The sequence below is a fragment of the Phycisphaerae bacterium genome (assembly GCA_017999985.1).
Lineage (GTDB): Bacteria > Planctomycetota > Phycisphaerae > UBA1845 > Fen-1342 > JAGNKU01.
Genome location: JAGNKU010000020.1, coordinates 31,186 through 58,165, shown reverse-complemented (window position 1 = coordinate 58,165; position 26,980 = coordinate 31,186). Strand labels below are relative to the sequence as shown.

Sequence of the window (26,980 nt, the reverse complement as noted above, 5' to 3'; positions counted from 1 at the left end):
TCGGTTCCTGTGTTTGTTTTTTGTGAAGGAGGCAGGGCATCATGAGGAAGAAGAGTCTCGGAGGTTTGGGCCTCGTACTGCTGTGTACAGGCCTGATGCTGGTCGCCGCCACGGTGCCAGCACAAGTCGAGCGCGCCAAGAGCGCGGCTGAGGCGCAGGCCGTCAACGCGGCCGATCCCGCCCAGCTCTCGGCCGCCAACCAGGCCGCTGCGGCCGTAGAGCGCGTCGCCGTCCAGACGATCAAGCCAATCGACCGGATCGCGACGGACACGGCGACGGTCGGCGAGCGCGCCAAGGAAGAGGCGGCAGCCAAGCACGGTTGGGACCAGACGTCCACCGTCCGCGCGTGTGCCGATTGCCTGACGCCCAACACGGCGCTGGGTGACATCGGCTCCGCTGTCTGGGGCTACAGCCTGTCCGCAGACTGCGCGACCGAGGGCAAGTGGTATGCCAGCTTCAACGGCTATGCCGGGCTGATCTATCACTTCGACCTGTGCCCGCTCGAGCCCGGGAGCATCGGAACGGGCAACTTCGACGCCGACATCAAGATCTGCGACACGAACTGCGCGATCTTGGCCGGCGTGGACGGTTCCTGCAGTGGCGGCCCGAACACGTGGCTGCCCAATGATTTCCAGTGGACCTGCGCGGCGGACGGCACCTACTACGTCGTCATCGCCCCCTATCGGGCCTACAACCAGCACAATTGCACCGGCACGGCCGCCAACACCTTCACGCTGAGCTACTACGCGGAAGGCGACCCGTGCGCCGGCAACTACCCCGCGAACGACACTTGCGAGCAGTTGGTGGACTACTACGGCGGCTTCATCCCGACATTGACCGCCGGCGTGCCGTTCACGTTCTACGGCGACAACACCTGCGCGCAGCCAGACTGCACGCAGTTCCCGACGCCGAACGTGTGGGAAGCCTTCACGCTGGTCGGCTCGGCCACGGGCTGGGACGTGACCCTGGATTACTGCGGCAACGCGACCGTCTGGGGCAATGCGTACCTGAACCTGATGACCGGTTGCCCCTGCACGACCTTCACGGCGGCGGCCAGCCCCTGGTCCTGGGGCTGCCCGGATGGCAACGTCACCATGACCTGGAAGGGTCTGGCGGACGGTACGTACTACTACCCGGTGATGTATGACGCGGCCAACGGCTCCGTTGGCCCCTACGTCGTCAACGTCGTCGCGAACCCGCACGTCGCGAGCTACTGCGAGGCGAGCGGCGGCTGCGACGAGTACATCGCCCGCGTCCAGGTGGGCACGATCGACAACGCGACGGCCTGCACCGGCTACGGCGATTACACCGCCCTGGTCACCGACATGACCATCGGCACGGGCTACCTGATCACCGTGACCATCGGCACCCCGTACAGCAGCGACAAGGGTGCGCTGTGGATTGACTGGAATCAGGACTTGGACTTCGAGGACGCCGGCGAGGCGATCATCACGACGTGGTCCGGCGTTGGCCCCTATACCACGACGATCACGCCGCCGGTCGGCGCGCTGCTGGGCAACACCCGCATGCGCGTCCGCCTGAGCTACAGCACCGCGCCGCCGATCTGCGGGACGACGACCTACGGCGAGTGCGAGGACTACACGGTCAACGTGCGTGCCGCGGCTCCGGAAGGCGCCTGCTGCGTGGGCGTCACCTGCACCGCGCCGGTGACCGAGGCGGACTGCCTCGCGAGCGGTGGCGTGTACCACGGTGACGGCTCGAACTGCACGCCGAATCCGTGCGTGGGCGCCTGCTGCTTCGTGGACGGCTCCTGCCAGGAGACGCTGGACCAGGCCGCGTGCGACGCGCTGGGCGGTGTCTTCAACGGCGCCGGCACGACCTGCACGCCGAACACCTGCCCGCAGCCGGGCAACAACTGCGCCAATCCGAAGCCGATCGTGCTGTCGGTGGCGAGCCTGCCCTACGTGGACACGGATACGACCTGCGGGCGTGGCAATGACTACGCCGACACCTGCCTCGGCTCCTACGACGGCGGCGAAGATATCCTGTATGAGCTGACCGTCACCGAGGACATGTGCATCAAGATTGCCGTCGACGGCGTGCTGACCTGGCTGGGCGTCGCGATTGACACGGCCTGCCCGCCGGGCGCGAGCTGCCTCGCGTTCAACACGAACTCGAGCGGCAATCCGGTGATTAATGCCGTGAACCTGACGGCCGGGACGTATTACATCATGATCGACACGTGGCCGAGCCCGACCTGCTCGGACTTCACGATGACGATCAGCGAGTGCCCGCCGCCGATGACCAATGACCTGTGCGCGAACGCGATTGTCGTCACGAACGGCACGCCGGCCGCGACAGGCGACAACTGCGCGGCGACCGACGACGGCACGGCCTCGTGCCAGACGAACTCCCACAAGGACGTCTGGTATCGCTACACCGCGACCTGCGTCGGCACGGTGGTCATGGACACGGAAGGCAGCTCGCAGAGTGACACGGTCCTGTCCGTGTACGACGCGTGCGGCGGCACCGAACTGGCCTGCGACGACGATGCCGGCAGCGGTCTACTGTCACTGCTGAGCGTCGACCTCGTGGAAGGCCAGGAAGTCTGGATCCGCGTGGCGTCGTACAGCACCGGTTGCGGCGGGTTCAACCTGAACATCGTCTGCAACGCCTGGCCGCAGGGTGCCTGCTGCCAGCCGGACGGGAGCTGCTACGTCACGTACCAGCCGTACTGCGTGGCCGCCGGCGGCATCTACGTCGGCGACAACACCGCGTGCGGCGGTGAGGACTGCAACGCCAACGGCGCCGATGACACCTGCGACATCCTCAACGGTGAATCGAAGGACTGCAACAACAACGGCATCCCGGACGAGTGCGACATCGCGAGCGGCTACAGCGTGGACGTCGATCTGAACGGCGTGCCCGACGAGTGCGATGAGGACTGCAACGAGAACGGGATTCCGGACGCGTGCGAGCTGCCGGGTGGCTGTGCCACCGGTAACTGCGGCACGGTGTATCCGGATGTGTGCGGCACGGCCCTGGACTGCCAGGAAGACGGCATCCTCGACGAGTGCCAGCTCGGGGCGAAGGCCCGCATCACGTACCAGTATGACGACGGTACGCATGAGAACTCGATCGGCCTGACCAGCGGCGGCACCATCGCCTGGATGAACCAGTTCGTGGTCGTCGAGGGTGCGGAGAGCATCCTCTCGATCAGCGTGGCGTGGGGCAATGTGCCCGACGGCACGGAGTGCACCGTGTACCTGTGGAGCGATCCGAACCAGGACGGCGACCCGACCGATGCGCAAGTCATCGCCTCGGCGCCGACCATGGTCGCGAATGCCGACATGGATGTGCTGACGACCGTCACCATCCCGACGACGAGCGTCGGGGCGGCCGGTACGAAGTTCTTCGCCGGTGCGTACATCATGCACGCCGGCGGCGAGTATCCGGCGTCGGTTGACCAGAACAGCGTGCTGAACGGCAAGAGCTGGATCGCGGGCGACACGTCGTTCAACCTCGACCCGAACAACCTGGGTGCGGCCAGCGTTCCGCCGATCAACATCGACACGATCGGTGGCCTGGAAGGCAACTGGCTGATCCGCGCCGAGGGCGGTGCGGCCGGCGCCGACTGCAACGGCAACGGCGTTCCGGACGAGTGCGACGTTCCGCCGATCTGCGAAGGCCCCGAGTGCAGCCAGGACTGCAACTTCAACCTCATCCCCGATGAGTGCGAAGACGACTGCAACGGCAACGGCCGCCCGGATGATTGCGACATCGCCAGCGGCTACAGCCTCGACTGCAACCTGAACGGCGTGCCGGATGAGTGCGACATCGCCGAAGGCACGAGCCAGGACTGCAACGGCAACGCGGTTCCGGACGAGTGCGACATCGCCGGCGGCCTGAGCCAGGATTGCAATGGCAACGGCGTTCCGGACGAGTGCGATATCGCGGCCGGCACGAGCCAGGATTGCCAGGGTGACGGCATCCCGGATGAGTGCCAGCTCGCCGGCAAGCGCGACGTGATCCTGACCGAAGGCTTCGAAGGCGGCGTGCCGCCGGCCGGCTGGACGGCGATCGCGACCCACAGCGGCAACCTGACCTGGTTCCAGACCACCGGCTCGTACTACGAGGGCCTGGCCAGTGCGCAGTGTGAGTACGACCCGGCGCTGGTCCCGCAGGATGAGTGGCTGATCTCGGGCCCGATGACGCTGTTCGGCAACTTCACCCTCAGCGGCGCCACGATGGGCAGTGTCTACTGGGGCATCACCCCATACGACAACTACGACGTCGAGGCGTGGATTGTCATCGGTCCGAACGTCAACGACGGTGACGACATCCTCATCGCCCAGCTTGACACTGACAACTGGGTGTCGAACTGGACCTGGGCGACGTTCAGCTACACCGTCGCGGCCCCGCCGCAGACCTTCCGCCTCGGCATCCGCTATGTCGGCGTCGATGGCGCGCAGGGCAACGTCGATGCGCTGCTGATCGACGGGGCGGCCGGCGCTCCGGCGAATGACTGCAACACCAACGGGATCCCCGACGAATGCGATATCGGGACCCAGTGGGGCGGCTACTGCGAAGGCGCCGCCTGCGAAAGCGACTGGAACGGCAACGGCGTGCCCGACAGTTGCGAGATGTGCGGTGATCTGGACGAGGACGGCGATGTCGACCTCGACGATTACTGGGAGTTCCTGTCGGCGTTCGGCACCTGCGAAGGCAACATCAAGTACAACGCCCTCGCGGATTCCGACGGCGACGGCTGCATCACGCTGATTGACTACCGCAATTGGCGCGAGTGCTACCTGATGGCCAACGGCTTCAAGTTCGTGGCGCCCAAGCCGGTCCCCATGCCGGCCCCCGCGCCGGTTCTGAAGCCGGTGCCGGTGATTCGCTAACGCATGGTCCAATCGGGCTCCGCCGGCGGGCACAACCCGCCGGCGGACGCCCGGTTCGCTTGGCTGAACCTGTTCGTGAGTACGAATTACGATTGATCCGCGAGGAGGATTGAAAATCATGAAACTGAAAGCACTGTGTTGTGGCGCTCTGCTGCTTGGGCTGCTGGCCAGCCCGGCGCTCGCCGGCGTGATCGAGGTTACGATCAGCCCGGCGTTCCAGTCGGTCGATATTTCCGCCGGGACGGCGACGATCGACATCCTGGCCACGATTCCGGAAGACGTTGCCATCGAGGGGTTCGGGATGGACCTGAACCTGGGTGGTGACCTGAACGTGTCCTACACGGCCCTCGACGTGGTTATCGGGCCGCTGTTCGACCAGGCGTTCGCGCCCGATGGCGACGGCCTGGCCGGCCTCGTCCAGCCCCCGAACGTCGTTTGGGGCACGGACATCCTTCTGGCCACCGTGACGCTCCAGCTCAACGCTGTCGGCACGACGACCCTGCTGCCCGGCGACAGCAATGCCGCGGGCGACTTGACCGAAGGGTTCATTAATGGTGGCTTCGTGCCGGTGAACTACACCGCCGGCGCGATCCAGGTGACGCCGGAGCCGGCGTCGCTGGTCCTGCTGGCTTTGGGCCTCGTTCTGCGTCGGCGCTAGGCCGCCGCAGCGCGGTCCACGAACGGGCCGCGACTGACGGAAACTCGACAGGCCGCACCGTGATTATGGTATCACGGTGCGGCCTGCTTTTTTGGAGACGTCGTCCGGGAGCGATCCCGAACTTTGTGGCCGATGGACCCCGGCGGGAGGCCTTTTCTCTTGACACTTAGCGGACGGGGCTTTACTGTGGCTGGTGAGGGTGAAGTAGAGGCGGTGCTTCAAGTCTGTATGTGCCTCTTTCTGTGTGTGGCAAGGGGAAAAGGCATCCCGCCTCAGTGTAGTGCCCTGCGGGGAGCATGTCTGTGCGTCATGCACCGTTGCAGTTCGCAGAATGAGAACCCGTGACTGTGGAGCGCGTGCTCCACAGCGCAGTCTGCGTGCAAGAGGAGGTAGGACATGAGAACGAGTTGGGGCGTGCAGTTGGGCCTCGTACTTTTGTGTACGAGCCTGATGCTGGTGGCTGCCTCGGTGCCAGCACAGGTAGATCGCGCTCAGAGCGCGGCGGAGGCGCAGGCCAATCAGGCGGCCAGCGCCGCGCAGCTTTCGGCTGCGCATCCGGTCGCCGTGGCCGAACGCAGCGTCGCCGAGTCGATCAAAGAGGTCGATTCGGGGGCGATGTCCATCGCGACCATCGAGCGGCGCGCCAAAGAGGAGGCCGCCGCGAAATACGGCTGGGACCAGACCAGCACCGTGCGCGCGTGCGCCGATTGCCTGGCGCCCACCGCCGCGCTGGGCGACATCGGCTCCGACGTCTGGGGCTACAGCGTGAGCGCTGATTGCGCCACCGAGGGCAAGTGGTACGCCAGCTTCAACGGCTATGTTGGGCTGATCTATCACTTCGACCTGTGCCCGCTCGAGCCCGGGAGCATCGGAACGGGCAACTTCGACGCCGACATCAAGATCTGCGACACGAACTGCGCGATCCTGGCCGGCGTGGACGGTTCCTGCAGTGGCGGCCCGAACACGTGGCTGCCCAATGATTTCCAGTGGACCTGCACGGCGAACGGCACCTACTACGTCGTCATCGCCCCCTATCGGTCCTACAACCAGCACAATTGCACCGGCACGGCCGCCAACACCTTCACGCTGAGCTACTATGCGGCCGGTGACCCGTGTGCGGGCAACTATCCCCCGAACGACACCTGCGAGCAGTTGGTGGACTACTACGGCGGCTTCATCCCGACGCTGACGGCCGGCGTGCCGTTCACGTTCTACGGCGACAACACCTGCGCGCAGCCGGACTGCACGCAGTTCCCGACGCCGAACGTGTGGGAAGCCTTCACGGTGACCGGCTCGGCGACGGGCTGGGACATCACGCTGGATTACTGCGGCACCGCGACGGTCTGGGGCAATGCGTACCTGAACCTGATGACCGGCTGCCCCTGCACGACCTTCACGTCCGCGGCCAGCCCCTGGTCGTGGAGCTGCCCGGACGGCAACGTGAGCATGACCTGGAAGAACCTGCCCGATGGCACGTACTACTACCCCGTGATGTATGACGCCGCCAACGGGTCGGTTGGGGCTTACACCCTCAACGTGGTGGCCAACATCCACGTCCCGACGTATTGCGACGCCGGTTCGAGCTACACGAACTGCGACGAGTACATCAGCCGTGTTCAGGTGGGCGCGATCGACAACCAGACCGGTTGCTCGCAGCCTGGCGGCTACGGTGACTACACCTACCTGGTCACTGACATGACCATCGGCATTGGCTACGCCATCACCGTCACGAACGGTCACCCTTACAGCAGCGACCAGTGCAAGGTGTGGGTCGACTGGAACCAGGATATGGACTTCTACGATGCCGGCGAAGCCTTCACGATGGCCGGCTCGCCGGGCAACGGTCCGTACACGGGCATGATCACCCCGCCCGTTGGTACGCCGGAAGGCCTGACCCGGATGCGTGTCCGCATCACGTACACCGGCACGCTGGATCCGTGTGGGATCACCACCTACGGTGAGGTCGAAGATTATTCGATCAACGTGCGTCCGGCCGCCCCCGAAGGCGCCTGCTGCGTGGGCGTCGTCTGCACGGCTCCGGTGAGCGAGGCGGACTGCCTCGCCGGCGGTGGCGTGTATCACGGTGACGGCTCGCTGTGCACGCCGAATCCGTGCGTGGGCGCGTGCTGCTTCATCGACGGCTCCTGCCAGGAGACGCTGGACCAGGCCGCGTGCGACGCGCTGGGCGGCATGTTCTATGGCGCCGGCACGACCTGCACGCCGAACACCTGCCCGCAGCCGGGCAACAACTGCGCCAATCCGAAGCCGATCGTGCTGTCGGTGGCGAGCCTGCCCTACGTGGACACGGATACGACCTGCGGGCGTGGCAATGACTACGCCGACACCTGCCTCGGCTCCTACGACGGCGGCGAAGATATCCTGTATGAGCTGACCGTCACCGAGGACATGTGCATCAAGATTGCCGTCGACGGCGTGCTGACCTGGCTGGGCGTCGCGATTGACACGGCCTGCCCGCCGGGCGCGAGCTGCCTCGCGTTCAACACGAACTCGAGCGGCAATCCGGTGATTAATGCCGTGAACCTGACGGCCGGGACGTATTACATCATGATCGACACGTGGCCGAGCCCGACCTGCTCGGACTTCACGATGACGATCAGCGAGTGCCCGCCGCCGATGACCAATGACCTGTGCGCGAACGCGATTGTCGTCACGAACGGCACGCCGGCCGCGACAGGCGACAACTGCGCGGCGACCGACGACGGCACGGCCTCGTGCCAGACGAACTCCCACAAGGACGTCTGGTATCGCTACACCGCGACCTGCGTCGGCACGGTGGTCATGGACACGGAAGGCAGCTCGCAGAGTGACACGGTCCTGTCCGTGTACGACGCGTGCGGCGGCACCGAACTGGCCTGCGACGACGATGCCGGCAGCGGTCTACTGTCACTGCTGAGCGTCGACCTCGTGGAAGGCCAGGAAGTCTGGATCCGCGTGGCGTCGTACAGCACCGGTTGCGGCGGGTTCAACCTGAACATCGTCTGCAACGCCTGGCCGCAGGGTGCCTGCTGCCAGCCGGACGGGAGCTGCTACGTCACGTACCAGCCGTACTGCGTGGCCGCCGGCGGCATCTACGTCGGCGACAACACCGCGTGCGGCGGTGAGGACTGCAACGCCAACGGCGCCGATGACACCTGCGACATCCTCAACGGTGAATCGAAGGACTGCAACAACAACGGCATCCCGGACGAGTGCGACATCGCGAGCGGCTACAGCGTGGACGTCGATCTGAACGGCGTGCCCGACGAGTGCGATGAGGACTGCAACGAGAACGGGATTCCGGACGCGTGCGAGCTGCCGGGTGGCTGTGCCACCGGTAACTGCGGCACGGTGTATCCGGATGTGTGCGGCACGGCTCTCGACTGCCAGCCGGACGGCATCCTCGACGAGTGCCAGCTCGGGGCGAAGGCCCGCGTGACGTACCAGTATGACGACGGTACGCACGAGAACTCGATCGGTCTGACCGCTGGCGGCACCATCGCCTGGATGAATCGCTTCATCGTGGTTGAGGGTGGCGACAGCATCATCTCGATCAGCGTGGCGTGGGGCAATGTGCCCGACGGCACGGAGTGCACCGTGTACCTGTGGAGCGATCCGAACCAGGACGGCAACCCGACCGATGCCCAGGTGCTCACGTCGAGTCCGACCGTGGTGGCCAACGCCGACACGGACATCCTGACGACCGTCTCCATCTCGAAGACGAACGTCGGGCCCGCCGGCACCAGCTTCTTCGCGGGTGCCTACATCGCGCACGCCGGTGGCGAGTACCCGGCGTCGGTCGACCAGAACAGCGCGCTGAACGGTCAGAGCTGGATCGCGGGCGACACGACGTTCAACCTCGACCCGAACAACCTGGGTGGCGGTGATGTGCCGCCGATCAACATCGACACGATCGCCGGCCTGGAAGGCAACTGGCTGATCCGTGCCGAGGGCGGCAGCGGCGGCGCCGACTGCAATGCCAACGGCATTCCGGATGAGTGCGACGTTCCGCCGATCTGCCAGGGGCCGGATTGCAGCCAGGACTGCAACTTCAACCTCATCCCCGATGAGTGCGAAGTGGACTGCAACGGCAATGGTCGCCCGGATGACTGCGACATTTCCAGCGGCTACAGCCTCGACTGCAACCTGAATGCCGTACCGGACGAGTGCGACATCGCGGATGGCACGAGCCAGGATTGCAACGGCAACACGGTTCCGGACGAGTGCGACATCGCGGATGGCACGAGCCAGGATTGCCAGCCGAACGGCATTCCGGACGAGTGCGACATCGCGGCCGGCACGAGCCAGGATTGCCAGGGCGACGCCATTCCGGATGAGTGCCAGCTCCGCGGCCAGCGCGACTTGTTGTGGGACAACGGTCCGATGGCGACGGGCACCGGCTGCGGTGGCCAGACCAGCGTGCTCCAGGATAGCCTGGGCCTTGGCACCTACGGCTGGGGCGCGCAGCAAAGCGCCGGCAACCGCATCGCCGATGACTTCACGCTGGAGAACCTGTGCATGATCGAGACGATCACGGTCTACTCGTACCAGACCGGCGCTACGCCGCCGACGATCAACTCGGTGGTGATGCAGATCTGGGACGGCCCGCCGAACGCGGGTGGCAGCGTGATCTGGGGCGACCTGACGACCAACCGGCTCGCCAGTGTCGCGGCTTCCGGCATCTACCGGACGCTCCCGACCATCGACTGCACGCGGCAGATCCAGACCTGCGTCTGCACGGTCGGGGTACAGCTCCCGCCGGGCACGTACTGGGTCGATTACTCGTTCGCGGGGACCAGCACGTCCGGTCCCTGGGCTCCGCCGGTGACCATCCTGGGTCTGACGGGCAAGCCCGGTGCCAACGCCTTGCAGTACACCAGCAGCAGCGGTGCCTGGGCCAACGCGCTGGACGGCACGTACGTCCAGGACTTCCCGTTCCTGGTTGACGGTACGTGCGGCGCTCCGCCGAACGACTGCAATGAGAACGGCATCCCCGACGAGTGCGATATCGGCACCGAGTGGGGCGGCTACTGCACGGGTCCGGAATGCAGCAGTGACTGGAACGGCAACGGCGTACCCGACGAGTGCGAGCTGTGCGGCGACCTCGACGAGGACGGCGATGTCGATCTCGATGACTACTGGGAGTTCCTGGCGGCGTTCGGCACCTGCGAAGGTGACCTGAAGTACAACCCGCTCGCGGATTCCGATGGCGACAACTGCATCACGCTGGTGGACTACCGTGCGTGGCGGATGTGTTACCGGATGGCGAACGGCACGATCTTCGTCGTGCCGAAGCCGACCCCGGTTCCGAACGTAGCGCCGGTGCAGAATCCGACGCCGGTGATTCGGTAGGTTTATGATCCGACTGGGCGCCGCCGGCGGCCGTGTGGCTGCCGGCGGTGGCCCGGCGGGTGTGTGTTGGAACGAGCCTTGTGCGCACCGCTGCTGGCGGGCGCGATCTTCGAGGAGGATGAGGGATTATGAGAATTCGAGCGTTGTGTTGTGGTGCCCTGGTGCTGGGGCTGCTCGCGGGCCCCGCGCTGGCCGGCGTGATCGAGGTATCGATCAGCCCGGTCTTCCAGGTAGTCCCGCTGTCGAATGGGACGGCGACGATTGACATCCTGGCGGACATTCCGGAAGACGTCGCGATCGAGGGTTTTGGAATTGACCTGACGATCGGCGGCGCCATGAACGTGTCGTACACGGCCCTGGATGTGGTGATTGGGCCGCTGTTCGACCAAGCGTTTGCACCGGATGGCGATGGGCTGGCGGGGCTGGTTCAGCCGCCGGCGCAGGTCTGGGGCGATGACATTCTGTTGGCGACGGTGACCTTGACGCTGAACGGGTTGGGCACCGCCGCGCTGGTACCGGGCGACAGCAATCCGTGGCCGGGACTGGGTGATCTGACGGAAGGGTTCATCAATGGTGGTTTTGTGCCGGTGAACTACAGCACTGGCGCGATTCAGGTGGTGCCGGAGCCGGCATCGCTGGCGTTGCTGGCGTTGGCATTGGTTTTGCGTCGGCGCTAGGCTGAATGGTTCCGGTCGCGTGAGTGACCGGGCCTTGGGACCATGAATACGACGGGCCGCGTCGCGGTGCACGCACTGCGGCGCGGCCTTTGTCATGCGCCGGGCAATCGACGGGTATTCGCCGGCGAGTTCGGCATCAAGTATCAGTTCGGCATGGGCGCTGCACGTAACTCATTAGCGGCGGGATTCTTGGCACCAACCTGCGTGGCCGGGCGCCCGCCCCTCGCCCGCGCTACGCTGCCCGGGAATTTGCTTGACTGTTACCGGACGAGGGATTAATCTGATGGGGTAGGGTGTCGGAGAGGCAACTAGCAGTTCTTGCGGCTTGCATCAGTATGCGGCAAGGGGAAAGAGCATTTCGTCGTATTGCACACGGCAGTGGCAGTGCGCGCCGTGCGCGGGGGCACGGCGCGGGGGTCTTTTTGCGTGCACATCTTGGTTGCGGGGCGCGTTGTTCCGTAACTGAAACCATCATCATCGTGTGTAGAGGAGGCAACGTATGAGAGCCAGATGGGACGTGCAGCTCGGGCTCGCACTTCTGTGTACGAGCCTGGTGCTGGTGGCCGCGACGGTACCGCTGCAGAACGCGCGCGATGCGCACAGCGCGGTACCCGTCAATGGGTTCGCCGCCGCCCGCGCGGCGACCTCCGCGGTGGACGACACCGCCGTAGCGCCAGCCGGCATCGCAACCACGCCACCGGCGTCCGGGGCTAAACCGGAGGTTCGTGGCGCCATGACGGCGGCGGGCGTATCGAGTGCCACGGCCAGCGCGCGGGCGAAGACGCCTGCCGTGCCGACGGCCACGCGGCACATGGAAGTGGCGAGCGAGGCGCGGGTCGGTGGTGACACCTGCGCCGATGCGTTTGTGATTACCGCGATTCCGTTCACCGACTCCGGGAACACGTGCTCGTACTCGAACAACTACGACGAAGTCTGCCCGTACACCGGGTCGACCGCGGCGGACGTGGTGTATGCGTACACCCCGGCCGTCAACGAAGTGCTCGAGATTACGCTGTGCGTTGGCCCCACGGCTTACGACAGCAAGCTCTACGTGTATGAAGACACCTGCCCCGGCCTGGTGATGGGCTGCAACGACGACTCGTGCTCGTCGCCGGCCTACTCGAGCTGGGTCTCGCGCCTGGCCAGCGTCGCGGTGAGCGCGGGGCACACGTACTACATCGTGGTGGACGGCTACGGCTCAAGCTGCGGCCAGTATTACATCGACGTCCTGCCCGGCGCCCCGGTGCCGACCTGCCCCGAAGGCTCGCTCTTCGGGCAGCGGCCCGCGCTGCCGGAGGACGCGTGGGGCGCCTATACCAGCGCCGTGACGTCCGCGTTCGACTACACGGTCTACGAGAACTTCTCGGGCGTGACCGAGCAGATCGGCGACGTTCACTGGTGGGGCCTGCCGCTGTACTTTGACCCGTACTATGGCTGGTCGCCCTGCGACGTTTCCAACCTGACATTCGAGATCAAGTTCTACCAGGATGCCGGCGGGATGCCGGGCGCCCAGACGGCCGCGTACATGGTGACGCCGACCGCCGTGGACACCGGGTACAACTACGCCGGCTACGAGATGTACTACTTCAGCGTGGATCTGGTGCCGTGCAGCCTGCAGAGCGACGGCTGGATCTCGATCAAGAGCCTGATCAACAGCGCGGATTGCGCGTTCCTGTGGATGAATTCGCCGGTGGGCGATTTCGTTTCCTACCAGGCGAGCGGCGGCACCTTGAACCCGCTCGGCGACAACCTCGCGTTCTGCCTGACGGGCGGCGAGTGCCCGCCGGTCTACGGCGCCTGCTGCCTCGACTGGATCCCCGAGTGCACGGACAACGTGCTGGGGACGGACTGCCTGGCCTTGGGCGGCCGCTTCGCGATGGACACGCTGTGCGCGGACCTGTCGCCGGCGTGCGGTCAGCTCACAGGTGCGTGCTGCCATCCGGATGGCACGTGCGACATCACCACGCAGGCGGAGTGCGCGGACAACTGGCTGGGGCCCTACACGGTCTGCTCCCAGTGCCCGTGCATCGTGATCTGCCCGCCCAGCAGCGTCGAGGAGCCGGAGCCCTGCGGCGCAGACACCGATGGCGGCTGCAATGCCGTGCCGGTGGCGTTCGCGCCCATCGAGTGCGGTCAGACCGTCTGCGGTTCGGCCTGGGCCGATACCGAACTCCGCGACACCGACTGGTATCAGTTGACGACGACGGGCGACACGATCTTCACCTGGACGGCCGAGGCCGAATTCCCGGTGCTGATCTTCATCATCGCCGGCGCGGGTCCGGATGACTGCTCCTCATATTCGATTATCGCGAGTGCCTCCGCCGCGGAGTGCACGCCGGTCACGATCGCGACCGGCTGCGTCCCGGCCGGGACCTACTGGTTCTGGGTCGGTCCGTCCGAGTGGGGCAACTACCCCTGCACGCTCGACTACTACGCGACGCTCACGTGTGAGCCGTGCTACCTGCCGAAGGGCGCCTGCTGCCTGCCGGACGGCACCTGCGTGCCGAACCAGACGATCGAGCAGTGCACGAACCTGGGTGGCCTGTGGCAGGGTGACCTCGCGCCTTGCGATCCGAACCCCTGCGTGCCGTTCTACTGCCCGGCTGGCGCGCTGTATTGCGACGAGTACATCAGCAACGTGCAGATTGAGACCATTAACAACCCGAGCGGTTGCGGCGCTGGCCAGTACGAGGACTACACGTACCTCGTCGCGGATGTTGCCTACGGTGCGGGCTCGCTTCTCACCGTGACGAACGGCAACCCGATCTGGACGTCGGACATCTGCGCCGTGTGGGTCGACTGGAACCAGGATCTGGATTTCTACGACGACGGCGAGTTGATCGGCACGGTCAACGGCGTCGGCCCGTACAACTTCACGATCACGCCGCCGATGACGGCGACCCCGGGGCCAACCCGGCTGCGTATCCGCATCGACTATGCGAACAGCAACCCCTCGCCGTGTGGCACGACCACTTACGGCGAAGTCGAGGACTACACGGTCAACGTGCGGGAAGTCGAAGGCGCCTGCTGCCATCTCGACGACACCTGCTCGAACGAACTGCCCTCGAACTGCGACGGCTTCTGGGGCGGCCCGTTCACGACGTGCTCGTTCCTCGACTGCAACGGCAATCTCGTGGATGACTACTGCGACATCCTGTACGGCGTGTCGGACGACTGCAATCTCAACGGGATTCCGGATGAATGCGAGCCGTTCATCGATTGCAACGGCAACGGGATTCTCGACGAGTGCGACATCCTGTCCGGCTACTCCCAGGACTGCAACGACAACGGCATCCCGGACGAGTGCGACATCGCCGACTGCCAGGGCGAGCTGTGGTGCGCCGACTGCAACAGCAACGGTATCCCCGACGGCTGCGAACTCGGCGGCTTTGGCCCGCGCTACACCTACCAGTTGGATGACGGCGTCGGCGAGGATTCGATTGGCCTGACCGCGGGCGGCTACGTGGTGTGGATGAACCACTTCACGGTCGCGCCCAACGCCGGCAAGATCACCGCCGTCAACATCGCGTGGGGCATGGTCCCCGATGGCACGCCGGCGACGGTGTATGTCTGGAGCGATCCGAACCAGGACGGCAACCCGACCGACGGGCAGGTTCTGGCGCAGGCCGACACGGCCGTCGTGAACTCCGACACGGACACGTTCAACCTGGTCGACATCCCGGATGTCACGGTTGGTGGTGATGGCACGCACTTCTTCGTGGGTGTCATCATCGGCACGGTCGCTGGTGAGTACCCGGCTCGCATCGACATGACGGCCTCGCAGGGCCAGAGCTGGGTCGCCGGCGACTCGGTCAATCCGCCGGATCCGAACAACCTCGGCGCGTGCGAACTCCCGCCGGGCGTGATCGACAGCTACGGCCTGCCGGGCAACTGGATGGTCCGCGCTGAAGGTGGCGCCGGTGGTGCCGACTGCAACCAGAACGGCATCCCGGATGATTGCGACGTTCCGCCGATCTGCCAGGGGCCGGATTGCAGCCAGGATTGCAACAGCAACCTGATCCCCGATGAGTGCGAAGTGGACTGCAACGGCAACGGGCGGCCCGACGATTGCGACATCGCCAGCGGCACGAGCCTCGACTGCAACCTCGACGGTATTCCGGACGAGTGCCAGCTCGAAGGCAACGACTGCAACGGCAACCTGATTCCGGACGATTGCGACATCGCCAACGGGACCAGCCAGGACTGCAACGAGAACGCGATCCCCGACGAGTGCGACATCGCCAGCGGTGCCAGCCAGGACTGCCAGCCCGATGGCATCCCCGACGAGTGCCAGATCTGGAGCAAGGATCGCGACATCCTGTTGTGGGACGACGGCACCAGCGAGAACAGCGTCGGCCTCACGGCCGGCGGCGCGTTTGCCTGGGTGAACCACTTCACGGTGACTGACCCCGGCACGATCCAGGCCATTCAGACCTGCTTCGGCTCGCCGTCTTACCCCGGCTCTTCCGGCGCCACGCCGGGCGCTTCGTTCGGCGTCTACGTCTGGAGTGATCCGAACGGCGACGGTAACCCGCTCGACGCCGTCCTGCTGGCGCAAGCCACCGGTACGATCGAAGCGGGCAGCATCGACACGGATGTGTTCCAGTCCGTGCCGATTTCGGTCCAGGTCAGCGGGAGCTTCTTCGTGGGCGCTTCGTTCCAGCACGCGGCTGGCAAGTACCCCGGCCCGCTCGATCAGACCGTGCCGCAGGGTCAGTCCTGGGTGACGTTCAACAGCACCCCGTACGACCCGAACTTCTGGGATCCGGCGAACACGTACAACATGGATGCGATTGGGCTGCCGGGTAACTGGCTGCTCCGGGCGGAGATCAGCTTCGGCGCTCCGCCGAACGACTGCAACGAGAACGGCATCCCCGACGAGTGCGATATCGGCACTCAGTGGGGCGGCTACTGCACGGGTCCGGAATGCAGCAGTGACTGGAACGGCAACGGCGTACCCGACGAGTGCGAGCTGTGCGGTGACCTCGACGAGGACGGCGATGTCGATCTCGACGATTACTGGGCGTTCCTCGACGCGTTCGGCACCTGTGTGGGCGACGTGAAGTACAATCCGGCCGCCGACATGGATGGTGACAACTGCATCACGCTGGTGGACTACCGTGCGTGGCGGATGTGCTACCGGATGGCGAACGGCAAGATCTTCGTCGTGCCGAAGCCGACCCCGGTTCCGAATGTGTCGCCGGTGCAGAATCCGACGCCGGTGATTCGGTAGGTTATTGATCCGACTGGGCGCCGCCGGCGGCCGTGTGGCTGCCGGCGGTGGCCCGGCGGGTGTGTGTTGGAACGAGCCTTGTGCGCACCGCTGCTGGCGGGCGCGATCTTCGAGGAGGATGAGGGATTATGAGAATTCGAGCGTTGTGTTGTGGTGCCCTGGTGCTGGGGCTGCTCGCGGGCCCCGCGCTGGCCGGCGTGATCGAGGTATCGATCAGCCCGGTCTTCCAGGTAGTCCCGCTGTCGAATGGGACGGCGACGATTGACATCCTGGCGGACATTCCGGAAGACGTCGCGATCGAGGGTTTTGGAATTGACCTGACGATCGGCGGCGCCATGAACGTGTCGTACACGGCCCTGGATGTGGTGATTGGGCCGCTGTTCGACCAAGCGTTTGCACCGGATGGCGATGGGCTGGCGGGGCTGGTTCAGCCGCCGGCGCAGGTCTGGGGCGATGACATTCTGTTGGCGACGGTGACCTTGACGCTGAACGGGTTGGGCACCGCCGCGCTGGTACCGGGCGACAGCAATCCGTGGCCGGGACTGGGTGATCTGACGGAAGGGTTCATCAATGGTGGTTTTGTGCCGGTGAACTACAGCACTGGCGCGATTCAGGTGGTGCCGGAGCCGGCATCGCTGGCGTTGCTGGCGTTGGCATTGGTTTTGCGTCGGCGCTAGGCTGAATGGTTCCGGTCGCGTGAGTGACCGGGCCTTGGGACCATGAATACGACGGGCCGCGTCGCGGTGCACGCACTGCGACGCGGCCCTAGTTTTGCGCCGCTCGCTCTGTATTATCGGCCGTCCCGCCGCGGCGGGCGCGAATTCCCGGCTGAGGAATCCACCTTGCCATATATCAATCCGATACGCACGGATGACAGGCGATTGTGCGCGCCGCCCGAGCGAACTGTTTCCGTGGAGGAACGCCGTGGGCACCATAACGTCTGGTACGGGCCTGATTTCCGGCTTGGACTACCAGAGTCTGGTCGACAAGCTGATCGCCGTCGATGCGGCGCCGCGTGACCTGTTGCTGAAGCGCGTGAGTGGCCTGAATGCGCAAAAGACGGCGTACTTGAGCATCTCAGCGCGGATCACGGCGCTGCTCAGCCGCGTGACGGTGCTGTCGAGTTCGAACCCGTTTCGGGCGGCGACCGCCACCTCGTCGCTGCCGGATGTGCTGTCTGCCAGCACGACCTCGAACGCCGAGCCCGGGGCATACAGCTTTGTCGTGCGCGCCCTGGCCTCAACGAACCAGTTCGTCACGCGCGGCTTCGCGGATGCAAGCGCGCCGCTGAGCGCCGGCACGCTCACCATCGAATCCGCGCAAGCGCGCGTCAACGCGTCGACGCGCCTGGACGAGCTGAACGGCTATGCGGGCGTGCGGCGCGGGACATTCAAGATCCTCAACGGGACGCAGGCGGCGACGATCAACATCAGCGACGCGCTCACCGTCGGCGAGGTGCTGGACAAGATCAACGCGGCCGGGATCCAGGTCTCCGCCAACGTGACCGGGGATGCCCTTGTGCTCAAGGACACGTCGGGCGCGGGCAACGTGCTCCGGGTGCAGGAGGTCTCGGGCTCGGCGGCCGCCGACCTGGGCTTCGGCGCCGGCCACTCGCAGGGCACCGGAGAGCTGATCGGCGGCACGATCATGTACCTGAGCAACGCGACGGCGCTGGCGAGCCTGAACGACGGGCTGGGCGTGCGGACCGCCATCGCCGGCGGCGACTTCACCATCCAGGCCGGCGGCAAGGACATCAGCGTCAGCCTGAGTGAGATCATCGGGGCGGACGTGCGGCTGGGGCGCCTCAATCACGGGCAGGGCGTGCGGCTGGGTACCCTCAAGCTCACGGCGCGCGACGGGCGCTCGGCCACGGTCGATCTTTCGTCCGCCAGGACGATTGGCGACGTACGGACGGCGCTGCAGAACGCTTTCGGGGACGCGCGCATCTCGGTTGTGTTGACCGGCAGCCGCCTGGTCGTCAGCGACAAGACCGACGTGAGCGGCCTGGACGAGGCACAGCGGAGCAATTTCATCATCGAAGATGTCACGGGCAATGCGGCCCGCGATCTGGGCATCGACGGCACGTCGTCGTCGGGCAAGATCTCCGGACGCGACATCCTGCACATGGACACACTGGCCGACGTTGCGACGGCCATTACTTACGCCGTCAACAACGAAACCACGGACGGCCAGCCGATCGTCACCGCCGCGATCGCCGGCGACGGCCAGCGGCTGGAACTGCGTACGACGAGCGGGGCCATGGTGCTGACGCCGCCAAGCACGACGTCGCGCTCGCGGGCCCTCGAGGATCTGGGGTTCGCGGCCGGCACGTACGAAGACACGGGCAGCGGGGCGGTCGCAGTCGGCGGGCGCATCATCGGCAGCCTGAACACGGTACTGTTGCGGACGCTGAACGGTGGCGCCGGTTTCGCCGGCAGCACCTTGACGATCGAAGCCAACGGCAAGACCGCCACGGTGGACGTGGCGGGCGCCCAGACGCTGGAGGACGTGATCGCGCTGATCAATCAGGCGACCGATGTCGGTGGGGGCGGCAGCCTCGGCATCGAAGCGGGCTACGACAACACCGGCACCCGTTTGCTGGTCCGGAACCTCGGCAGCGCGACGCCGATCACGCTGGGCGGGGACTTCGCCGAGTCGCTGGGGCTCGCCCAGACCGCCAGCGAGATCAGGAGCAACAACCTGCAGCGGCGCTACATCTCGGAGGCGACGCGTCTGGACAGCCTCAATAACGGGCGGGGCATCTCGCGCGGCAAGGTGAAGATCACCGGTTCACGCGGTGCTGCGGCCACGCTGGACCTGTCGTCGCCGTCGCTGGAGACGCTCCAGGACGTGATCGAAGCCATCAACAAGCTCACGATTGGCGTCCAGGCGAGCATCAATGCCACGGGTGACGGCCTGCTCATCACCGACACCGGTGGCGGAGCGGGCACGCTGAAGATCGAAGAGGACGGCAGCCGGACCGCGCAGGACCTGAACATCCTCGGCACAGCCCAGAACGGGCAGATTGACGGCGCCTTCGAGTTCCGCCTGGCCATCGGCGGCAGCGACACGCTCAGCGGGCTCGCGAGCCGCATCGGCGCCGAAACGACGCTGGCCACCGCCACCGTGCTGAACGACGGCACCGGCGTGTCGCCATTTCGCCTCAATATCGCCGCCCGTGTCAGCGGCGCTCGGGGCGAGCTCATCATCGACGACAGCGCGGCCAACCTGGGCGTGACCACGCTGGCCCGTGCGCAGGACGCGCGCGTCTACTTTGGCGGCAACGCGGACTCCGGCGTGCTGTTGACCAGCGCGACGAACTCTTTCAGCAACGTCGTGCCAGGGTTGACATTCACTGCGAACGCGGTCAGCGACCAGGCGGTCACCGTGACGGTCGGCCGCGACCTGAAAACACTCGTCACCAGCCTGCAGGGCTTCGTGGACGACTTCAACGCGGCGTTGGACGCGGCCAAGGAGGCTGGCGCTTACGACGCCGACACCCAAACGGCGGCCATCCTGCAGGGCGAGGGGACGCTGTACACGGTCCGGAGTCGCCTGGGCCGGCTGGCGACGACGACCTTTGTGAGCGGCGGCCTGCTCCACCGCCTGTCCGATCTCGGCATCAAAGTGTCCAGCGGCGGCAAGCTCAGCTTTGACGAAACCGCGTTTCGCGAAACATACGAGGCCGACCCCGCGGCCGTGGAGCGGTTCTTCACCGACGAAACCACGGGTGCCGCGGCGCAGATGAAGGAGGCGCTGGAAGCCATCACGGGCAGCGAGGGCCTGATCAACCGGCGGGCCGACACGCTGCAGAGTAATTCGGACCTGCTGCAGGCGCGGGTCACGCAGATGAACGAGCAACTGGAGCGCAAACGGGCCCGGCTGCTGACCCAGTTCCAGGCGATGGAAACAGCGCTGGCCGCACTGCAGTCGCAACAGGCGGCGCTGGCCTCGCTGTCGACGGAGTGGCTGATGAACTACTCCAGCAGCTCCGGATCCTAGTGGCGCTGTTCAGACGAGCGGCGGGCGCCGGTAATGACCGCCCGCGTGGTTTGAGACGATAGAGGGCCTATGAGCCAGAACTCGGCACCGTCCCAGACGTACCTGCGGAATGCGGTCCTCACCGCGACCCCCGAGCAATTGCAGCTCATGCTGTTCGATGGGGCGATCAAGTTCGCCACCCGCGGCCTCGAGGCCCTGCAGGCCAAAGACCGCGAGGCCACCTTCCTGGCGCTCGAACGCGCCCAGTTGATCGTGCTCGAGCTTGCCAATGGCATTCGCCGGGAGGTCAATCCCGAGCTCGCGGACCGCATGACCGCCATTTACAACTTCGTCTTCCGGCGGCTGGTGGATGCGAATGTCCATCAGGACGAGAAGGCGCTGCACGACGCGCTCCGCACGCTGCGGTATGAGCGCGAAACGTGGGTCCTGCTGATCGAGAAGCTGCGCAAGGAACTGCATGCGTCCGCGCCGACCGCGCCGGTTGCGTCGCCAGCCACACCCGCGCAGGAGCCCGGCTCGTTCTCCGCCGAAGGCTGAAGCTCCCAACCGTCACACGAAATCGAGCGGCCCGGTCGGCGGCACAAGCCCGGCGGCGGCCCCTTCGGCCAGCAGCCGTTGCACTGCCTCCCGGCCGCGCGGCCCGTAGTCGCGCGTCCACTCGTTGACGTACATGCCCACGAAGCGGTCGGCCAGGGCGGCATCCAGGCCCCGCCCGAACCGCAGCGCGTAATCCACCGCGTCCGCCCGGTGTGCCAGCCCGTAGTCGATGCTTGCCCGGACGATCCCGGACAGCTCGCGCGCGCGGGCCCCGCCCAGGTCGCGCCGGACCGCGTTGCCGCCCAGCGGCAGCGGCAGGCCGGTCCGCGCGTGCCACCACGCGCCCAGGTCGATCACCGGGTGCAGTGCCTGTCGCGCGTACGTGAGCTGCCCCTCGTGGATCAACAGGCCGGCGTCCACCACCCCGCGCGCGACCGCGTCCGGAATCGTGTCGAACATCAGCACCTGCGGCCGGAACGTGTCGCGGCCGAGCAGCAGTTGCAGCGTCAAATAAGCCGTGGTCAGCAGCCCCGGCACCGCGATCGCGCGCCCGGCCAGCTCCGCCACCGTCAGCGGCGCACGGCTGACGAGCAACGGCCCATAGTTGTCGCCCATGCTGCTGCCGCACGCGGTTAGCGCGTAGCGGTCCGCCACGTAAGGGTACGCATGGATGCTGATCGCGGTGATCTCGTACGTGCCCCGGCGCGCTTCCTCATTGAGCGTCTGGATGTCCGCGAGCACGTGCGCAAACTGGTAAGGGCCGGGATCGACGGCGCCGCGCGCCAGGCCGTAGAACATGAACGCATCGTCGGGATCGGGGCTGTGCGCCAGGCGGATTAGCATGCTCGTTCCCAGACTCCTTATAATGCTCCGGGTCTCAGGAGCATAGCATGTCCATCGGCCGGCCGCATTCGCCGCTGCTTCGGATTTGTCTCTTTGCCGGCTGTCTCGCACTAGTGGGGGCGGCGCCGGTCCGGGCCGCGCCGCCGCAGATCGAGATCATGTTCGAGGCCCGCGTGTGCCGCCCACCCTATACCGGGCGGGTCTACGTGGTCACGACGACGCGCGCCGAGCAGCGCCCGCTGGACGGTGTGGCGTGGTTCGACTGTCAGCCGTTCTTCGCGCAGGACGTCGTCAACTGGGCACCCGGCGAGGTCCTGCAGCTCGACCCCGCGCGCTGCCTGGGTCACCCGCACGACCTCGCGCAACTGCCCGCCGGCGAATACCGCGTGCAAGCCGTGCTGAATCTGGACACGCGCTCGCACGATGTGTTGCGCGCTCCGGGCAACGCCGTGAGCGACGTGACCGAGCTGACCCACGATCCCGCGCGGCCCGCGACGCTGCGGCTCACCATCAACGAGCGCCTCCCGGCCCTGCGGCTCGTAGACTCGGAATCGGTCAAGTACGCGCGCCTGATGAGCCGGCGTCTGAGCGCGTTCCACGGCCGCTACGTGCACATGTACGCAGCCGTGCTGCTGCCGGAATCATACGACGCCAGCCCGCACCAGCGCTTTCCCACGGTCTATGTCATTTCCGGGTTCGGCGGCACCATCCTGGACACGCAGATGGGTCAGTTGTTCCAGTACGCGTGTGCCACCGAAGACTTCGACGCGGTCGTGGTCCTTCTGGACGCCGACTGTCCGACCGGGCATCACGTCTTCGCGGATTCGGCGAACAATGGCCCCTGGGGCACCGCGCTCGTGGAGGAGTTCATTCCGTACCTGGAACATCGGTTCCGGCTGATCCCGGAGGCCGGGGCACGCTACGTCACGGGGGTCTCGTCCGGCGGCTGGAGCAGCCTCTGGCTGCAGATCACCCACCCCGACGCGTTCGGCGGCGTCTGGTCCCTGTCGCCGGACCCGGTGGATTTCTCGGCGTTTCAGCTCCTGGACATCTACGCACCGGATGCGAACTTCCTGTACGACGCCGAGGGCAATCCCAATCGCGTCTCGCGGCCGGGTCCGTGGGGGCCAGGGTTGCGGGCGCCTGATTTCTGGCGGCTGGAGGCGACTCTGGGGCGCGGCGGGCAACTGCAGTCGTTCGAGGCCGTTTTCAGCCCGCGTGGGCCGGACGGCCGCCCGCGTCCGCTGTGGGACCGGAGGACGGGGCGCATCGACCCGGAGGTGGCGACCGCCTGGAAGCAGTACGATATCCGGTTGAAGATCGAAGCGGAGTGGCCGACCCTGGGACCGCGGTTGCGCGGCAAGCTGCACCTGGTGTGCGGGGACCAGGACGAGTTTTACCTGGAGCGGGCGTTCGTGCGGTTGCGTACGGCGCTGCGGACGCTGGGCAGTGATGCCGTGGTCGATTTGGTGCCGGGGGCCGGGCACGGTCTGACCCCCCGCGAGTACCAGCGCAGTGTCGCCCAGATGAAGGCCACGTACGAGAGCCGTTACGGGGCCGCGGGCGATCGGCTCGCGCGCTGCGCTGAGCGGGCGCCCGGCTAATCGCTGGTGTCGTCCGTCGAGTCCGGCGTCGCGACCGCGAACACGCCTTCGAGGAGGCCGTCGAAGATGGCGCCGAGGCCGTTCTTGATTGACGCGCTGGCCGCGGCCCGGAATTCGTCCGAAACTTCGTCGCTGCAGCCGGTGCAGAGGGTCGTCGTGGTTGCCGCCAGCGCAAGCATTGCGCCGAGGGCGCACGAGATACGCCTGCCGGACGGGTGTCGAACCGACTGTCGGGCTCGATTTGTCATGGTTTGCTCCGCTTCCAATCGCGCAGGCCACGGTCCACGCTTGCGGGCCGGGGCGGACCACTGTCGTTCCGTGTTTCCATGGGCAAGGCACGTGCCACACACCGGCGCGCCCGGTCGTATGGACCCGTGGATCTCGCCGTTACCTATCGGCGGCACCCCGGCCCGGGGTTGCACACCGGGTGCAAACCGCGCAGATTGGCGGCGCCGTGGGCAGGGTCCGCATTCAGCCACGAGGCGCACATGAGCCAGACGATCACCGCTGCGGGAACGACGTGCCTGCGCTGGGCCCTGACGGACGGCGTCGGTCCGCTGATCTTCTCGCGCCTGCTGATTCAGTTCGGCGACGCGGAGCGCGCCCTGGGCGTTTCGGCCCAAGCCTTGTGCGAGGTCAAGGGCATTGGCCGGGACACGGCTGACAAGATCGCCCGCGCGCGGGACAGCGCGCCCGTGGAAGTGGAAATCGAGGCGGCCGAGCAGCACGGCGTGCGCATCATCGCCCGCGGCGATCCTGAATACCCCGAGGGCCTGCGCCGCATTCCGGATGCGCCGATTGTCCTGTACGTGAAAGGCGAGCTGCGGCCGACCGACGCCGTCGCGGTCGCGGTGGTCGGCAGCCGCCGGTGCACCATCTACGGCAGCGAGCAGGCCCGGCGGTTCGGGGAACTGCTGGCCGGGGCGGGGTTCACGGTGGTCAGTGGCCTGGCGCGCGGCATCGACGCCTTCGCGCACCACGGGGCGGTTGAGGCCGGCGGACGCTCGGTGGCGGTCATGGGGCGCGGCCTGACCGAGATCTATCCGCCCGAGAACCAGGCGCTCGCCGAGAAGCTGCTCGAGCACGGCGCCTGGATCAGTGAGCTGCCGATGCGCGCCGATGTACACGCCGGCAGTTTCCCGGTGCGTAACCGGATCATCGCCGGGCTGTCCCTCGGCACGCTGGTGGTCGAAGCGGCGCAGCGCAGCGGCGCGCTGATCACGGCACGCCTCGCGAACGAGTACAACCGGGAGGTGTTCGCCATTCCCGGCCGCGTGCAGGATCCCCTGTCCAGCGGCACGAATGCCCTCATCCGCGACGGCGCGGCGAAACTGACGACCTGCCTCGAAGACATCCTCGACGAGCTGGGGGAAGTGGGCCGGACGATCGACGCTGGCCGCCGTGACAGCGCCGCGCAGCGACCGGCGGGTGCGGCGGACGAGGCGCCGGCGCCGCCGGTAACCGCGGGTCCGCTCACCGCGGCGGAGCAGCGCGTTTACGCCGTGACGACCAACGAGCCGATGCTGGCGGACGCGATCCTGCGTGCGGCGGAACTGCCGCCGGGGGAAGTGCTGAGCGCGCTGACCGCCCTGGAGTTAAAGGGTCTCATTCGCCGGTTGCCGGGCAACCTCGTGGCCCGGCGTCGGGCACTTGCCTGACGCGGTCGGTCGGCCGCGGTGGCGCTTGGTCGGGGGATTCTCGTGGTTTGATCTCCGTTTTGGGTGTTGGCGCTCCCGCGGAAACTTCGGGATTTTCCGGTGGTTTGTCGCGCGGCGCGACCTATGATGCAGGTGGCCGAAGGTCTCGCGTGCAATCGTGATCCCCTGTCTCCGCCCCGCGTGTGGGTGGCTGATCTGCTTTGTGCTGCGCACGCGTTTCCACCTGCAACGAGGAGAGTACCGATGGACTTGCGAAGAGTGTGGCTGTGTCTGGGCACCGGAGTGTGCGCGGTGTCCGCGCAGGCTTTTACCGTGCCGCCCCTCGGCGAGCGCGAAGCCCTGGTGCGCGTGGTCTCGCGCTGGGACGGCAACTGCGAAGGCAGCCACCGCAGCTCGTGGGACGACATGGTGGCGGCCTGGTACAACGACATCACCAATCCGCTGCCGCCACCGTGGGGACACGGCGACCGATTCTGGTGGCGCGACGGCTTCTACCACGGGTCCTGGTCCGGCGGGGCGGGCTACATCCGGGACAGCGACTTCACCGACGTGAACGTGGTGAGCTGGGGGCGCGACCACTGGAATGACCGGCCGGATGATGTGGACGCGTGCATGGTCGCTTTTCACGGTAGCAGTGGCAGCGATGGCGCCTGGTGCGGGCAGATGTTCAGCGATGAGCCCGGCGACGGCAACTGCTGGACCTGGCAGGGGCACATGGAATTCGGCGACATCGACCTGGACTTCCTGCACCTGTCCTCGTGCGTGAGCATGGACGCGACGGACTGGCACCCGAACTGGTCGCGCTCGTTCAAGGGCGTGCACCAAATCAATGGCTTCGAAGGCGTCATGTACATCTACAGTTCGTGGCCGTTCCGCTACCGCGATTTCGCGGACGACGCGTTCGACTGCCCGATCGCGCTGGCTTGGCTCGACAACCTGTACGTCTATCGCTGCTTCGGCGATGACGACGATCCCACGCCACAACGTCGTGACCAGGTGCCGGTGTCGCGCGGGGCGGGCATCGGGCCGAACGGCCAGAGTAATTGCTGGGCCCGGATGTACGCCGAGCGCTACAACGACGTCTGGCCGACCGACCCGGTGAACCCTACCTGGCATGGCGTGATCTACCTCATCGGCTCACAGGCGAAGGGGCGCCCGCCGCTCGGCGGCGTCTACACCGGCTGCGTGCCCACCCAAGCCCCCGCCGATCCGTTTCCCGCCCCGCTGGCCGAGGGTTTCCGCGAAGTGGACGACATCCCACCCCTGCCGCGCCCGTTGACCGAGTCCGATTACGCGCTGTCCGTTGGCCTGCTCTTGCCGGCGTTCGACAGCTCCATCCTGTCGCCGGCACCGGGTCCGGACTGGCTCCCGTCGGCGCTCCCCGGTCGGATCGCCACGGCGCTGGGGGACACCACCCCCGAAGACATCGTTGCGGACGGCTGGCTGATCGAGGCCCGGGACACCGCGGGCACGAAGGTGATCAAGATCGACACCGACCGCGGGCGTGTGCGCTACATCAACCGCACCCGGCTGTTCAACTGGGACAGCGACCCG

The 26,980-nt window shown here is 66.5% G+C and carries 12 protein-coding genes; 10 read left to right on the top strand and 2 right to left on the bottom strand.

Features of this window, described 5'->3' with window-relative positions; all coding sequences use genetic code 11:
- Positions 1 to 41 precede the first annotated feature (41 nt).
- The 8 genes from KA383_19150 (at position 42) to fliS (ending at position 21,321) form a co-directional block, all read left to right on the top strand.
- Positions 42 to 4,865 (top strand): hypothetical protein, encoded by a 4,824-nt coding sequence (locus tag KA383_19150; GenBank protein ID MBP7748237.1) that lies wholly within the window; start codon positions 42 to 44, stop codon positions 4,863 to 4,865.
- Positions 4,866 to 4,983: 118 nt separating this feature from the next.
- Complete coding sequence (locus tag KA383_19145; GenBank protein MBP7748236.1) at positions 4,984 to 5,523, top strand: hypothetical protein; 540 nt, start codon at positions 4,984 to 4,986, stop codon at positions 5,521 to 5,523.
- Positions 5,524 to 5,919: 396 nt separating this feature from the next.
- Positions 5,920 to 10,872 (top strand): hypothetical protein, encoded by a 4,953-nt coding sequence (locus KA383_19140; protein MBP7748235.1) that lies wholly within the window; start codon positions 5,920 to 5,922, stop codon positions 10,870 to 10,872.
- A gap of 128 nt (positions 10,873 to 11,000) precedes the next feature.
- A complete protein-coding gene (locus KA383_19135; GenBank protein MBP7748234.1) occupies positions 11,001 to 11,549 on the top strand; it encodes a hypothetical protein in 549 nt (182 codons plus the stop codon).
- Positions 11,550 to 12,048: 499 nt separating this feature from the next.
- Complete coding sequence (locus KA383_19130; GenBank protein ID MBP7748233.1) at positions 12,049 to 16,782, top strand: hypothetical protein; 4,734 nt, start codon at positions 12,049 to 12,051, stop codon at positions 16,780 to 16,782.
- 128 nt (positions 16,783 to 16,910) lie between these two features.
- The gene (locus KA383_19125; GenBank protein MBP7748232.1) at positions 16,911 to 17,459 is read left to right on the top strand and encodes a hypothetical protein; all 549 of its coding nucleotides are present in this window, start codon (positions 16,911 to 16,913) and stop codon (positions 17,457 to 17,459) included.
- Positions 17,460 to 17,706: 247 nt separating this feature from the next.
- A complete protein-coding gene (fliD, locus tag KA383_19120; protein ID MBP7748231.1) occupies positions 17,707 to 20,784 on the top strand; it encodes a flagellar filament capping protein FliD in 3,078 nt (1,025 codons plus the stop codon).
- Between the two features lie 69 nt (positions 20,785 to 20,853).
- Positions 20,854 to 21,321, top strand: a complete 468-nt coding sequence (gene fliS, locus KA383_19115; protein ID MBP7748230.1) for a flagellar export chaperone FliS — start codon at positions 20,854 to 20,856, stop codon at positions 21,319 to 21,321.
- A gap of 12 nt (positions 21,322 to 21,333) precedes the next feature.
- On the opposite strand, the gene KA383_19110 is transcribed toward fliS, so the two are convergent.
- Positions 21,334 to 22,164, bottom strand: a complete 831-nt coding sequence (locus tag KA383_19110) for an ABC transporter substrate-binding protein (protein ID MBP7748229.1) — start codon at positions 22,162 to 22,164, stop codon at positions 21,334 to 21,336.
- 47 nt (positions 22,165 to 22,211) lie between these two features.
- Here KA383_19110 and KA383_19105 point away from each other — a divergent pair, with 47 nt between their 5' ends.
- Entirely contained in the window at positions 22,212 to 23,768 is a 1,557-nt protein-coding gene (locus KA383_19105; GenBank protein MBP7748228.1) for an enterochelin esterase, read from the top strand.
- Here the strand turns inward: KA383_19105 and KA383_19100 are convergent.
- Positions 23,765 to 24,016: a hypothetical protein gene (locus KA383_19100; protein ID MBP7748227.1), complete on the bottom strand. Its 252-nt coding sequence runs from the start codon at positions 24,014 to 24,016 to the stop codon at positions 23,765 to 23,767. The genes KA383_19105 and KA383_19100 overlap by 4 nt on opposite strands.
- Positions 24,017 to 24,256: 240 nt before the next feature.
- Between KA383_19100 and dprA the strand changes: the two genes are divergently transcribed.
- Complete coding sequence (dprA, locus tag KA383_19095; protein ID MBP7748226.1) at positions 24,257 to 25,426, top strand: DNA-processing protein DprA; 1,170 nt, start codon at positions 24,257 to 24,259, stop codon at positions 25,424 to 25,426.
- The last annotated feature ends 1,554 nt before the right edge of the window (positions 25,427 to 26,980 follow it).

Excerpts from the sequence above, each read along its gene's own strand:
- KA383_19150 (MBP7748237.1), top strand. The coding sequence starts at position 42 with ATGAGGAAGAAGAGTCTCGGAGGTTTGGGCCTCGTACTGCTGTGTACA.
- KA383_19145 (MBP7748236.1), top strand. The coding sequence starts at position 4,984 with ATGAAACTGAAAGCACTGTGTTGTGGCGCTCTGCTGCTTGGGCTGCTG.
- KA383_19140 (MBP7748235.1), top strand. The coding sequence starts at position 5,920 with ATGAGAACGAGTTGGGGCGTGCAGTTGGGCCTCGTACTTTTGTGTACG.
- KA383_19135 (MBP7748234.1), top strand. The coding sequence starts at position 11,001 with ATGAGAATTCGAGCGTTGTGTTGTGGTGCCCTGGTGCTGGGGCTGCTC.
- KA383_19130 (MBP7748233.1), top strand. The coding sequence starts at position 12,049 with ATGAGAGCCAGATGGGACGTGCAGCTCGGGCTCGCACTTCTGTGTACG.
- KA383_19125 (MBP7748232.1), top strand. The coding sequence starts at position 16,911 with ATGAGAATTCGAGCGTTGTGTTGTGGTGCCCTGGTGCTGGGGCTGCTC.
- fliS (MBP7748230.1), top strand. The coding sequence starts at position 20,854 with ATGAGCCAGAACTCGGCACCGTCCCAGACGTACCTGCGGAATGCGGTC.
- KA383_19110 (MBP7748229.1), bottom strand. The coding sequence starts at position 22,164 with ATGCTAATCCGCCTGGCGCACAGCCCCGATCCCGACGATGCGTTCATG.
- KA383_19105 (MBP7748228.1), top strand. The coding sequence starts at position 22,212 with ATGTCCATCGGCCGGCCGCATTCGCCGCTGCTTCGGATTTGTCTCTTT.
- KA383_19100 (MBP7748227.1), bottom strand. The coding sequence starts at position 24,016 with ATGACAAATCGAGCCCGACAGTCGGTTCGACACCCGTCCGGCAGGCGT.
- dprA (MBP7748226.1), top strand. The coding sequence starts at position 24,257 with ATGAGCCAGACGATCACCGCTGCGGGAACGACGTGCCTGCGCTGGGCC.